This is a genomic window from Paracoccus versutus (assembly GCF_029909795.1).
GTDB lineage: Bacteria > Pseudomonadota > Alphaproteobacteria > Rhodobacterales > Rhodobacteraceae > Paracoccus > Paracoccus versutus.
Genome location: NZ_CP038197.1, coordinates 361,678 through 374,337, shown reverse-complemented (window position 1 = coordinate 374,337; position 12,660 = coordinate 361,678). Strand labels below are relative to the sequence as shown.

At 67.2% G+C, this 12,660-nt stretch carries 13 protein-coding genes; 6 read left to right on the top strand and 7 right to left on the bottom strand.

The window, feature by feature from the left end; genetic code table 11:
* Positions 1–3: 3 nt before the first annotated feature.
* Both E3U25_RS12845 and E3U25_RS12840 read left to right on the top strand, forming a co-directional pair.
* Complete coding sequence (locus E3U25_RS12845; protein WP_036755057.1) at positions 4–336, top strand: hypothetical protein; 333 nt, start codon at positions 4–6, stop codon at positions 334–336.
* 24 nt (positions 337–360) lie between these two features.
* Entirely contained in the window at positions 361–1,275 is a 915-nt protein-coding gene (locus E3U25_RS12840) for an ETX/MTX2 family pore-forming toxin (protein WP_116222680.1), read from the top strand.
* A gap of 115 nt (positions 1,276–1,390) precedes the next feature.
* Here the strand turns inward: E3U25_RS12840 and E3U25_RS12835 are convergent, their stop codons facing one another.
* Positions 1,391–1,684, bottom strand: a complete 294-nt coding sequence (locus E3U25_RS12835; protein WP_208861648.1) for a hypothetical protein — start codon at positions 1,682–1,684, stop codon at positions 1,391–1,393.
* A 167-nt stretch (positions 1,685–1,851) separates the two neighbouring features.
* Here E3U25_RS12835 and E3U25_RS12830 point away from each other — a divergent pair, with 167 nt between their 5' ends.
* Together E3U25_RS12830 and E3U25_RS12825 are read left to right on the top strand one after the other, a co-directional pair.
* A complete protein-coding gene (locus E3U25_RS12830; protein ID WP_116222678.1) occupies positions 1,852–2,223 on the top strand; it encodes a hypothetical protein in 372 nt (123 codons plus the stop codon).
* Positions 2,220–2,408: a helix-turn-helix transcriptional regulator gene (locus tag E3U25_RS12825; RefSeq protein WP_036755046.1), complete on the top strand. Its 189-nt coding sequence runs from the start codon at positions 2,220–2,222 to the stop codon at positions 2,406–2,408. Before E3U25_RS12830 ends, E3U25_RS12825 begins: the two co-directional genes overlap by 4 nt.
* A 111-nt stretch (positions 2,409–2,519) precedes the next feature.
* Here E3U25_RS12825 and E3U25_RS12820 read toward each other — a convergent pair whose 3' ends face one another.
* From E3U25_RS12820 to E3U25_RS12805, 4 genes are read right to left on the bottom strand one after another with little or no spacing between them, the layout of a single operon-like run.
* Positions 2,520–3,323: an ABC transporter ATP-binding protein gene (locus E3U25_RS12820; RefSeq protein ID WP_116222677.1), complete on the bottom strand. Its 804-nt coding sequence runs from the start codon at positions 3,321–3,323 to the stop codon at positions 2,520–2,522.
* A complete protein-coding gene (locus E3U25_RS12815) occupies positions 3,320–4,345 on the bottom strand; it encodes a FecCD family ABC transporter permease (RefSeq protein WP_116222676.1) in 1,026 nt (341 codons plus the stop codon). Before E3U25_RS12815 ends, E3U25_RS12820 begins: the two co-directional genes overlap by 4 nt.
* Positions 4,342–5,367, bottom strand: a complete 1,026-nt coding sequence (locus E3U25_RS12810) for a FecCD family ABC transporter permease (protein WP_116222675.1) — start codon at positions 5,365–5,367, stop codon at positions 4,342–4,344. The genes E3U25_RS12815 and E3U25_RS12810 overlap by 4 nt, the downstream gene beginning before the upstream one ends.
* Positions 5,364–6,347 carry an iron-siderophore ABC transporter substrate-binding protein gene (locus E3U25_RS12805; RefSeq protein ID WP_208861647.1) on the bottom strand — a complete coding sequence of 328 codons (984 nt, stop codon included), beginning with the start codon at positions 6,345–6,347 and terminating at the stop codon, positions 5,364–5,366. Before E3U25_RS12805 ends, E3U25_RS12810 begins: the two co-directional genes overlap by 4 nt.
* Positions 6,348–6,643: 296 nt before the next feature.
* On the opposite strand from E3U25_RS12805, the gene E3U25_RS12800 reads away from it, so the two are divergent.
* The gene (locus E3U25_RS12800; RefSeq protein WP_072462538.1) at positions 6,644–8,779 is read left to right on the top strand and encodes a TonB-dependent siderophore receptor; all 2,136 of its coding nucleotides are present in this window, start codon (positions 6,644–6,646) and stop codon (positions 8,777–8,779) included.
* A 36-nt stretch (positions 8,780–8,815) separates the two neighbouring features.
* On the opposite strand, the gene E3U25_RS12795 is transcribed toward E3U25_RS12800, so the two are convergent.
* Positions 8,816–9,709, bottom strand: coding sequence for a helix-turn-helix domain-containing protein (locus E3U25_RS12795; RefSeq protein WP_181180866.1), 894 nt, complete (start codon positions 9,707–9,709; stop codon positions 8,816–8,818).
* A gap of 629 nt (positions 9,710–10,338) precedes the next feature.
* Between E3U25_RS12795 and E3U25_RS12790 the strand changes: the two genes are divergently transcribed.
* Positions 10,339–10,707, top strand: coding sequence for a hypothetical protein (locus E3U25_RS12790; RefSeq protein WP_116222674.1), 369 nt, complete (start codon positions 10,339–10,341; stop codon positions 10,705–10,707).
* A gap of 243 nt (positions 10,708–10,950) precedes the next feature.
* Here E3U25_RS12790 and E3U25_RS12785 read toward each other — a convergent pair whose 3' ends face one another.
* Positions 10,951–12,570, bottom strand: a complete 1,620-nt coding sequence (locus E3U25_RS12785; protein WP_116222673.1) for a GMC family oxidoreductase — start codon at positions 12,568–12,570, stop codon at positions 10,951–10,953.
* Between the last annotated feature and the right edge of the window lie 90 nt (positions 12,571–12,660).

Sequence of the window (12,660 nt, the reverse complement as noted above, 5' to 3'; positions counted from 1 at the left end):
ATCATGTCTCTGCAGAAAGTCGGCAATTTCAGCCTGCACAATGGCGGCGGCTTCGTCGCCCGGATGAAGTTCGCCTATATCGACGACGAGGGCCAGAAGAAGAGCACGCGGGAAACCGGCGACATCCTTCTGGGCCAGACCAAGACCGCGAAACTGGAAGAGTTCGACATCCCGGACGGCGCGCTCGTCTATCTGCATGTCGACGTGGTCTGGGGCAAGGACAACGAGGCCGCGCGCGCCTTCACCTACGAGCGCGGCAATACCTGCACGGCGGCCTATACGATCACCGGCACGACGCTGTCGAACACGCTGGGGCTGATCGACGTGAACTGCTGAGCCCTTCCTTCAGGAGGATTTTCCATGACGCTGCAATATCTCGACACGCTTGGGCTTGGCGCCATCATCGTGGATGCCTGGCAAAATCACCTCGAAACCGAGAAGGACCCGGCCGGCGGCCAATGGTTCGCCAACGGTCCCGGCAACAACGGCGGGCTGTTCGGCAAGCTGACGGACACGCTGGCATCCGAACTGGTCTTCGACGTGCCGGCGCAGACCTTCAGCGTCTACCAGTCGGCGGCGGCGACCGGGATCGTGGACAACCGCAACGGCCTGACGCCCGAGCAGACGGTCGGCCTGTCCTGCACCTTCCAGGACACGGTGACGACGACGCATTCGGTCAGCAAGGCGGTCAAGACGGGCACCACGGTCTCGATCAAGGGGACCATCGACGCCAAGGTGGTGAAGAAGGAATTCGGCATCAGCTTCACCGCCGAATATTCGCATTCCTGGACGGATGCGACCGCCGTGTCGAAATCCGAGTCGCGCAGCTTCAGCGTCTCGGTGCCGGTGCGCAACGTGCCTGCCGGCCGGGTCTGGCAGGTCGTGCTGATGGCCAACAAGAAGGAACTCAGCATGCCCTATCGCGCCGACATCATCCTGAAGGGCAGCACGGTGGCGAATTTCCTGTCGCCGATCCGTGGCCAGAGGATCTGGCAGGCCGATGCCGGCACGCTGTGCGAATGGATCAACCGCCATGGCTCGGCGGCCGACGAGTCCTGGAGCTATGGCTGCGATCCCACCGATCCCACGCAGGGGCGCATTTCCCTGCTGGGGACGCTGAAGGCGGTCCATACGGTCAATTTCACCGTGCGGACGCTGGATGTGACCGAAAGCTTCCGACCCGATGGCGACGGTGGTCTGGTCCTTGCGACCAACGCCGGGTCGGAAGCGCCTGTTGTTGACGAGGTTCTGGTTACCGAGCTTGCCGCTGCCTGAATCTCCTGGCAGGCCGCGGCGGCCCCGCCCCTTTCCGCAGATGGCAGCTGCGGGAGAGGCGGGGCTTTCCCCTTTCGCAGGGTTCCGGTTTCCCGGCCCGCCGCCTTGCCGCCGGTCACGGTTCGAGCGGAAAGAACATCGGCAGGACGACGATCCCGACCAGCAGAAGCGCCCAGCAGGCGCGCGGGAACCATATGGCCAGCAAGACCCTGCGCCGCGCATCCCTTGCCGGGACCAGGGTCAGCCAAAGCAGGGCCGCGCCAAGCGCATAGGCGGCATGGACCACCCAGTCGCGCACATGGACGACCCGCCCCGCGGGCCAGTTCGCCTCCTGATAGGCGGTCGTATGCGCGACCAGCAGGATGAAGGCCAGCGACCCGAGGCTGTTCATTGCGGCGGCAAGGGGCAAGGCGTCGTCTCCGTTGCAAGGCGATGAGAACCCGGAGCCTTACGGCCTGTGCGCCTGGGGCGCAATCCGCCCGCAGCGGTCGCCGCCTGCGATGCCGATGTAAAGCATACTTGACATCCGCAGCCTGCGGCCCGACTGTAAAGCGTGCTTTACATCGAGGACATGAAATGACCCGGATAGCCCCATCCTTCATCCTGAGCATGCTGGCCTATATGGTCACGCTGGCAGTCTCGTTGCGCCTTTTGAACGGCAACGACCGGGGCCAGACGATGCAGATCGTCGTTTCGATGGCGCCCATGGTTCCGGCCGTCCTTCTGTGCTGGTCGGTCGTTCGCGCCATCCGCGCACTGGACGAATTGCAAAGGCGCATCCAGTTCGAGGCATTCGCGCTGGCCTTTGCCGGCACGGCATTGCTGACCTTCAGCTACGGGTTCCTGGAAAATGCCGGCATGCCTCGGCTGTCCATGTTCGCGGTCTGGCCGCTGATGTGCGCGCTCTGGACCCTCGGACTGGTCATCGGCCGGCTGCGCTACAAATGAACAACCGCGTGCAGCAGCTGCGCCAGGAGAAAAGCTGGTCGCAAGCCGAACTCGCCGCGAAACTGAATGTCTCGCGCCAGACCGTCAATGCGATCGAGCGCGAGAGATACGATCCCAGCCTCGAACTTGCCTTCAGGATCGCACGTCTCTTCGACCGGAAGATCGAGGAGATCTTTCTGCCCTGATCCCGGTTCGGCAGGCCACGGCGGCCTGATCCAACCGGGCCTGGTGCCTGACCTGATGCCTGGCGGGGCAGGCCGGAGGCGCTGCCGGTCGGCACGCCGCGATGCAGCGGATCACGCGCCCGCCATCCGGTGCCGCCCGATGGGCAGCATCATCGGGCGCCCCGAGGTCGGGTCCGCGATGATCCGGCTGTCCAGCCCGAACACCGCCCGCACATTCGCCGCCGTCAGCACCTCGTCCGGGCTGCCCGACACATGCAGCCGCCCCGCCGCCATCGCCACCAGGTGATCGGCATAGCGCGCGGCAAGGTTGAGGTCGTGCAGAACCATCACGATGGTCGTGCCGCGGCGCTGGTTCAGGTCGGTCAGCAGGTCCAGCACCTCGACCTGATGGGCAATGTCCAGGAATGTCGTCGGCTCGTCCAAGAGCAGCAGGTCGGTTTCCTGCGCCAGCGCCATCGCGATCCAGACGCGCTGGCGCTGCCCGCCCGACAGCTCGTCCACGGCGCGCTCGGCCAGGTCGGCGGTGCGCGTGGCCTCCAGCGCGGCGGCGACGGCCTGGTCGTCGCTGCGGTTCCAGCGGGACAGGATGCCGTGATGCGGATGGCGGCCCCGGCTGACCAGATCGGCCACGGTGATCCCCTCGGGCGCCGTGGGCGATTGCGGCAGAAGGCCCAGCACCTGCGCCAGCTTGCGCGGCGCCATGCGATGCACCGCCTTGCCGTCCAGCAGCACCTGCCCGCCACGCGGCGCAAGCAGCCGCGACATCGACCGCAGCAACGTCGATTTCCCGCAGGCATTGGCCCCGACGATCGCCGTCATCCGGCCCGGCAACACGTCGAGGTCCAGCCCCTCAAGGATCAGCCGGTCGCCATATCCGGCCGACAGCTGCTGCACGCAAAGGGTATGGGCGGTCACAGCGAGCCTCCGGTGCGGTTGACGCGGATGATGAGATAGATGAGGTAAGGCGCGCCCAGGGCCCCGGTCACGACGCCCACGGGATAGCGCCCCGGCAGCAGGAACTGCCCGGCGTAATCGCCGGCCAGCACCAGCGCCGCGCCCACCAGCGCGGCGGGCAGCAGGGCCGAGCCGTTCGGCCCGACGATCCGCGCCGCAATCGGCCCGGCAAGGAAGGCGACGAAGGAGATCGGCCCGACCACCGCCGTCGCCACCGCGATCAGCCCGACCGCCGTGACCACCACGAGGGCGCGCGTCCGTCCGACATCGGTGCCCAGCGCCGAGGCCGCATCGTCGCCCAGCCGCAGCGCCTCGAGATCGCGCGTGCGCAAGACCAGCAGCCCGCCGAAGACCAGCAGCGACAGCAGCACCGGCACGGCCTGCGCCAGCTGCGCGCCGTTGAGGCTGCCCGCCAGCCAGCGGATCGCCTCTTGCAGATCCCACGAGGGCGCGCGCGACAGCGTGTAGGAGATGAAGCTTTGCATCATCGCCTGCACGCCGATACCGACCAGGATCAGCCGCGTGCCGGCGACGCCGCCGCGAAAGGACAGCGCATAGATCGCAATCGCCACGCCCAGCCCGGCCAGGACGGCAAAGACCGACACCGCCGCGCCGTCGAGGCCCATCACGACGATGGCAAAGACCGCCGCGGCGCTGGCGCCCGAGCTGATGCCGATGATGTCGGGGCTGGCCAGCGGGTTGCGCAGCATGATCTGGAACGCCGCGCCGCCAAGGCCGAAGGACAGGCCCGCCAGGATCGCCATGACCGCGCGCGGCAGGCGCAACTGCCCGACGGTGAAGGAGGCGCCCGGCACCTCGTGCCCGGCCAGCACCCGCAGCACGTCCTGCGGCGGGGTGAAGCTTTGGCCCAGCATCAGCGTGACGGCGAACCCCGCCGCCAGCAGCGCGAGCGCCGTCCAGATCACCCGGCTGCGATAACGCGCGCGGCGCAGGCGCGCGGCGGTGACGGCATCGGCGATCATAGCTCGCGGACCCTCTGGCGACGGACGATCCAGATGAAGAAGGGCGCGCCGATGAAGGCGGTGACGATGCCGACGTCCAGCTCTCCGGGGCGGGCGATGATGCGGCCGACCACGTCGGACGCGACCAGCAGCGCCGCGCCGGTCAGGGCCGAGAACGGCAGCAGCCAGCGATGATCGACCCCCACCAGCAGGCGGCACAGATGCGGCACGAGCAGCCCGACGAAGCCGATGGGGCCGCAGACCGCGGTTGTCGCCCCGCAAAGCAGGATCGCCGACAGCGCAGCCGTTGCGCGCGCAACCGCGACACGCTCGCCCAGTCCCGCCGCCATCTCATCCCCAAGCGCCAGCGAGTTCAGCCTGCGCGCGGATGCCATCGCCAGCAGCAGCCCGACGGCAAGGAAAGGCAGCACCGGCTGCATCCGCGCGAATGTCGCCCCGCCGACGCCGCCGATCTGCCAGGCCTGCAAGCCCCCGGCGATGTCGCCGCGCGTCAGCATCACCGCCACCACCAGCGAGTAGAAGGCGATCGAGGTCGCCGTCCCCGCCAGCGCCAGCTTCAGCGGCGTCGCGCCGCCTCGGCCGAGCGAGCCGATGGCATAGACGAAGACCGCCGTCGCGCCGGCGCCGCAGATCGCGACCCAGATGAAGCTGTGCGCGGCGCTGATCTGGAACCACGCGACCGCGATGACCACGGCCAGCGCCGCCCCGGTATTCACCCCCAGGATGCCCGGATCGGCCAGCGGATTGCGCGTCACCCCCTGCATCAACGCGCCCGAAAGCCCAAGCGAGGCCCCGGCCAGCGCCGCAAGCATCGTGCGCGGAATGCGGGCCGAGACGGCGGCCTGCGCGATCGTGCCGGTCTCACCCCGCAGCCCGGCCAGGATGTCGTCAAGCCCCACCTGCCGGGTGCCGATGGCCACCGACAGCGCGCCAAGCAGCAGCAGCGCGGCCAGGACCACCGCCAGCCACAGCAGCCGCGCCCGCGCGGCGCGCCGCGGCAAGATGGTCGCGGATTCGGTCATTCGGCTTTCTGCGCGGCCTCGGCCAGCATGGCGACGTAATCGTCCAGCACCCATGCGATGCCCAGGGGCGTGGGATTCGCCGCGTTCCCGACCGGATCGTTCTTCAGCATGACGATGCTGCCATGGGCGACGGCGGGCATGTGGCTGACCAGCGGATCGGCCTTCATCGCGGCCAGCAAAAGCAGGTTGCCATAGGTCACGACGATGTCCACATCTTCGAACGCGTCGATATTCTCGGCACTGACCGAGCCCGCGAACTTGCCGGGCTGCGTGGCATCCGCGACGCTTTTCGGCATCGACAGGCCAAGATCCTGGAAGAACTTCACCCGCGTATCGTTGGCCGTGTAGAAATTCACGACGCTGAGGTTCGTGGTGTCCAGATGGGTCACGAACATCGCGGTCTTGCCCTGCAGGGCGGGATGCGCGGCAAGCGTGTCGGCGATCTGCGTCTCCATCCTGGCGATCAGCGCATCGCCTTCGGCACCCATGCCCATGCCGGCGCTGTTCATCTGGATCATCCGCCGCCAATCGGTCGTCCAGGGCGAATCCGGGTAGGCGACGACCGGCGCGATTTGGCTCAGCGTGTCGTAATCGGACTGCGTCAGCCCGGAATAGGCGGCAAGGATCACGTCGGGGTCCACCGCCGCGACGGCCTCGAAATCGATACCGTCGCCTTCGTCGAACAAGGCGGGCGTGCCCGCGCCCAGTTCGGCCAGCTTTTCCTCGACCCAGGGCAGCACGCCGTCGCTGTCGTCGTCGCCGTAATTCGCCGCCGCCATGCCCACCGGCACGACCCCCAGCGCAAGCGGCACCTCGTGATTGCCCGAGGCGACCGTCGCCACGCGGCGCGGCTTTTCCGTGATCGTCGTGGTGCCGAACGCGTGCGGGATGCTGACGGGAAACCCGGCCTCATCCGCAAGGGCGGGGGCGGCGGCCGTCATCAGGACCAGCATCGCAGGGCGCAGAATCCGCATCGTCATGGCCTTTCCTGGCAGGTTCGCCTGCGGATTTCCCGCGCAAGCGGGCATGCGTCAACCCGTGCCGACCAAGGTATCCGCTTTTTCCCAAAGATTCCGACAAAAAAAGTGGGATTCTACAAGACAGGTTCGCGCCATCGGCCCTAGAAGCCCCGCCAGCATGACCGCCACGCCGTCCCTGCCCCAGCCTCGGGCACCGGGGGGCTGCCGTCATTCCAAGACCAGCCAGCCTCGGCCCCTCCTCTGATCCGCAGGCAGCCAGCAGCAACAACAACAACATCCATGCGGGACCTTGAACCATGGCACATGACATCCGGCGCGGCCCCCGCCGCCACCTTACCGCCCTTCTGCTGGGCTGCACCGCCCTGATCGCATCCCCGGCCCTGGCCCAGGATCCCGCGCCGCCGGATTCCGGGGCGGGAACCGAGGAATCGCCCTATCGCCTTTCCCCGATCATCATCAACGCCAGCGGCCCGTTCGACGACGACGCGAACACCATCGTCGCCAGCGAATTGTGGGTCGGCGGCAAGGTGGCGACCAGCATCCTCGACACCCCGGCCTCGGTTTCGGTGATCACCGAAAAGGAGATGCGCGACCGCAGGGCCACCACGCTGGAAGAGGTGCTGAGCTATTCGGCGGGCATCCACACCGACTATTGGGGGACGGACGACCGCAACGAATACTATCTCGTGCGCGGCTTCCAGGCGACGACCTATCGCGACGGGCTGACCCTGGGCTCGATGCGCGCCACGCGCGAAGAGCCCTATGCCTATGAGCGGGTCGAGGTCATCCGCGGCGGCAACTCGACGCTCTTCGGGACCTCGGATCCGGGCGGCACGATCAACTTCGTGACCAAGCAGCCGCGCTTCGAGCGTTTCGGCGAGGTCTATGGCTCGATCGGATCGCCGCGGAACGCGGAATACGGCTTCGACGTGGGCGACACGCTGAACGCCGACCAGACGCTGGCCTGGCGCCTGACCGCCAGGGTGCAGGACGGCGAGCGGGAATACGACTATTCGCGCAACGATTCCACCTTCGTCATGGGCGGCCTGTCCTGGCAGCCCACCACGGCGACCAAGCTCAGCGTGATCGCGGATTACCTGAAGCGCGAGAACACGCCCAACAGCGGCGGCTATCCGCTGGACCGCGAATACGACCGCAGCGACTTCTTCGGCGAGCCGGATTTCAACTATCAGAACGTGGAGCGCTCGAGCATCAGCGCCCTGTTCGAGCATGAGTTCGACAGCGGCCTCAGCCTGCGTGCGAACCTGCGCTACAGCGACCTAAAAAGCGATTTCGGCTATGTCTATCTGTCGGACAGCGCGGCGCGGACCGGCACCATGGTGGACCGCTGGTATTTCGGCGGCAACTCCACGGCCAAGGAACTGATCGGCAACGTCATCCTGCAATACGACCGCAGCTTCGAAGCCTTCGACAGCAGCACCGTGGGCGGCATCGAGTTCCGCGACGCATCGACCACCAGCGCCCCGTTCTATGGGCTTTACACACCCATCGACGTGGCCAATCCGGTCTATTCGGGCGCACCCGGCGCGCTGGCAGCGCCCTACGAACTGCGCGACAACGACTACAAGACCCAATCGCTGTTCGTGCAGCAGAACCTGTCCTTCGACGACAAGATCATCGCAACGGTAGGCCTGCGCCACGACTGGCTGGACATCGAGGAAACGCTGAACGGCGTGCGCTCCAGCGGCGATTACTCGGAAACCTCGATCCGCGGCGCGCTGACCTACAAGATCAACAGCGAAATCTCGGCCTATGCCAGCTATGTCGAATCCGTCGCGCCTCCGGGCGTCGGCGCCGAGCCGGAACGGGGCGAGCAATACGAAGTCGGGGTGAAATACCAACCGCTTGGCACCAATGCGCTGATCTCGGCCTCGGTCTATGACCTGCGCAAGAACAACGTCACTGTCGCCGTGGTCCAGCCCGACGGCAATATCACCCGCGAACTGGTGGGCGAGCAGCGCGTGCGCGGCTTCGACCTGGAAGGCAAGGCCGAGCTGGCGAACAACCTCGACCTGATCGCGTCCTATTCCTACATGGATTCGGAAGTCGTGCGATCCGGGCCGATCCGGGGCGTGGACGTGGAAGGAAACGAGTTCTCCGAGGTTCCCAACCACATGGCATCGCTGTGGCTGAACTATACCCTTGAGGGCAATGAGACCCGCGGCGACATGACCTTCGGCCTGGGCGCGCGCTACGTCGGTTCGTATTTCCACACGATCTCGAACAATACGGGCAAGGCCGATGCCTCGGTCACGCTTGATGCGGCCTTCAACTACAAGGTGCTGGAAAACACCAACCTGGCGGTCAATATCAGCAACCTGCTGGACGAACAGCATGTCGTCGGGCGGGGCACGGCGGATTACTACAATCCGGGCCGCACCGTCGCGGTGACGCTGCGCCGCACCTGGTAAGCCGACGGCCCGGCCGTCGTCGCGACGGCCGGGCCCCTAGCTGACCAGCTGCATCCGCCGCCAGGCGGCGGGCGTTTCCCCGGCGACCTGGCGGAACACGCGCGTCAGATGCGCCTGATCGGAAAAGCCGACCTGGGCCGCGACATCGGCGACGGTCAGGTCGGTTTCGACCAGCAGCTTCTGCGCCTGGCCGATGCGTTGCGCCATCTGCCATTGCAGCGGCGTCTGCCCGGTCGTCTGCTTGAACACCGTCGCAAACCAGCTTTCCGACAGCCCCACAGTCGCCGCCATCTCGGCCACGGTCAGGCGGTGATCGCCCGCCTTTTCAAGACGCGCGGCCAGACGGTTCATCTGCGCCGGGGTCAGCCCGCCGCTTGCACGCTCGGCCCCCTCGTGCGGAATGTCCAGAAGCCCGGTCACGATGCTGCCGACAAGGCTTTCGGCGAAAACGCCGTGGCGCGAGGGCTGCGCGACCTCTCCGACCAGCAGCCCGGCCAGGGTGTGGATCGCATCGGCGTCCTGGATCTCGACCGGGCGGCGCAGCGCGGCCAGTGCGGCGGATGCCCCCACCGTCGGCGTCAGGAAGCGCATCATCCGGTCCTTGTGGATATGCAGGTCCAGATGCGCAAAGACGTGATGGCCGGTAAAGCGCGACCACATCGGCACGCCCGCCGGGACATAGAGCGCCCGCATCATCGGTCGCCCGCTGCGTCGCATTTCGTCGTCGCGGTTCGAGATCAGGATATGCGAGGACACGTCGTCGAAGAAGAACATGATGCGCGGGTCGGGCGACAGGTAATAGCCATGCGCGCCGGCCTGGCCTTCGGCCTGCCAATAGACGCTGACCAGCCCGTCCAGCCCGCGCCATTGCACCGGCGATACGCAGCTGATGCCTTGGGTATAACAGATCATCGAGTGACGATAGCTCATCGTCCGAAAGCCCCGCTCGTGCTGAGTATTCCAGATGGCATGCCTGTCAGGCGCGGCGCAGCAGGGCGCGAGGCGTCATCTCTGGGAAGCGATCCATTGTCGACCACGCATGATGCGGGAAACGGCCCGCCTTGGCAATATGGCGGGCCCCAACGTCGTTTCGGCCGGGCCAGGCTGGTGTATTTTCGCGACGCAGCGCGGGCGGGCCGGCGGGACCGCCCGGCCCATCCCGCCCATGGCCGCGGGATGATCATGACCGGCGCGCAATGTGGCTGAAACGCCGCGAACGACATCCGACAAGAATGCCAGGGAAGCGGCTTGCGCTCCCGGAGTGGGTCATGACAGTGCGCTCGCCCGCAATCTGGTGATAGACCACGAGTGCCGGCGGCACTCTGTCACCATCCACCAGGTCGGCGACGACGCGCGGCGGCAGGTCCCCGACCCGTCGCCGGGCGCGGAAACCATCGTCCATGACCGGCAGCGCTTCGCATCGTCAGGTGCGCGCGGGCGGACCTGCCGCCGCGCACGCGGCTGGCCTTCGAACAGCATCGGCTGGGAGGGGCTCGGCAATGCCGAGATCGGGCAGCGCATCGGCCTGTCGACGACGCAGACATGGATGCTGATCCGCGATGCAGCGCCTTTGCGAGACGATGAACCTCGGCTTCTTCCACGCACCGCACTCGGAATCGCTGCAGGCCCTGTCGCCCGACCTGTTCCTCGGCGCTTTCGGCATCGGCGCGCCAGTCGCGGCGCTGGAGCGGATCGCGCCGGTTATCTCGATACCGATCCACGCGGCGGGACCGACAGCTTCTCGACCACCGAGGCGCCTTGCGCCGAGCCGGCGCAGTCACCGGCTCGATCATGCGGCGACCGATGTCGACCGCGAAGACGACCCCGCGCCCGGCAGCGTCATCTCGACAGCTTCCCGCTTGACGTCCCAACTGCGGCTAGACAACCCGTCCGCTCATCACCGCGGGGCCTCGGCCCGATCCGCGTGACCATGGATGGCACAGATGCAGGATCTGTTCCGCCGGTTCGTCGGGCAGAGTGCATGCTGGCTTTGGCCGACATGGTATTCCGCGAGGATCTGGCGCCTGAATTCATGCAGAAGTTTCGGTGGCGTCCTGGCAGGGGATTTCTTCCTCTCGAAACCTGGTGGAGGTCGGTTCAACCGCCCAGTCCCGCGCGGTTTCCCGTCCCGGATGGGTGAAATCTGCCGTCATCTTGGTCCCTCCCGATGTTCAGCTTGTGTCGCGGCGCGGCAGGGCGTCCTGCCGGATCATGTCCGCCGCCTTTTCCCCGATCATGATGCAGGGCGCGTTGGTATTGCCCGAGGTGATCGTGGGCATGACCGACCCGTCCGCCACACGCAGCCGCCCGATGCCATGCACCCGCAGCCGCGGATCCACCACCGACAACGCGTCGCGCCCCATCCGGCAGGTGCCGACCTGGTGCCAGCCGCAATTGCCGTGGGCCCTGATGTGCTCGAGCAGCGCCTCGTCCTCCTGCACCGCCGGCCCCGGCAGCCGCTCGGCCACCACGCGGGCCGCCACCGGGTCGCGGGACATGATCTCGCGCATCCGCCGCAGGCCCAGGACCGTGCGCCGCCCGTCGTCGGGGTCGGAAAGGTAGTTCGGCTGGAAGGCCGGCGCCGCCAGAGGGTCGGGCGATCTCAGCGACACATGCCCGCGCGAGCCGGGGTTGAGCAGCACCACCCCGGCGCTGACGCCGGGAAAGCCGTCCACCATCACCGCCCCCTTGGGATGGAAGGTGTAGGACACCGGCCGCAGCACCATCTGCAGGTCCGGCTGCGCCAGCGCGTCCGAACTGCGCGCGAACACCGCCGAGGCCGAGACCGACAGGGCCAGCAGCCCGCGCCGCGCCAGCAGGTATTTGACCCCCTCGACGTATTTCCCCAGCCCGCGCAGGGCGTCGTTGTAGGAACTGCCCCGCGTCACCTCCCAGATCATCGGGCCGAACCAGTGGTCCTGCAGGTTCCGGCCCACGCCCGGCAGGTCGCGCGCGACCGCGATGCCCTGCGCCGCCAGCATCCGCCCCTCGCCGATCCCCGACAGCATCAGCAGATGCGGCGAATTCAGCGACCCGGCCGAGACCACGATCTCGCGCCGGGCGCGGATCACATGGCGCCGGTCGCCCTGCAGGATCTCGACGCCGGTCGCCTCGCCCCGCTCGACCAGGATGCGCAGCACGCGGGTCTTGCGCATCACGGTCAGGTTGCGCCGGTGCAGGACCGGCTTGACGAAGGCGGTGTAGCTGGTCTCGCGCCGGCCGTCGCGGATGGTGTGCTGGTGGAAATCCGCACCCTCGTAGGGCGGGGCGTTCAGGTCGGCCACGCGCGGGACGCCGGCATTCTCGGCGGCGCGCAGGTAGTCCTCGATCGTGGGGTGCTTCTGGCGCGGGTCGCTGACCCGCAGCGGGCCGTCGCCGCCGTGGAACGCGCTGGCGCCGCGGCTGTTCGATTCGGACTTGATGAAATAGGGCAGCACCTCGTCCCAGCCCCAGCCCTCGGCGCCCAGCGCGGCCCAGCGGTCGAAGTCCAGCGGGTGGCCGCGCATGTAGACCATGCCGTTGACGGCGCCGGTGCCGCCTTCGGTCTTGCCGCGCGGCCAGTAGATGCTGCGGCCGTTGATCTCGGCGCCCGGCTCGGTGAAATAGGCCCAGTTGATCGCCTTTTCCAGGAACAGCCGCCCCATCCCGGCCGGCGCATGCACCCAGAAGCGGTCGGCATGGCCCCCAGCCTCCAGCAGCAGAACCTGGTTGCGACCATCCTCCGACAGACGGCTCGCAACCACGCTCCCAGACGAACCAGAGCCGATTACGATGTAGTCGAAACTCTCCATGGATTTTCAATACCTTGCTGCCAGCCGCTCGCGGCTATCGGCTTTTCAGGATGGATGTCGGTCCGCCGAAGCTTTCCATCGAACGACGAA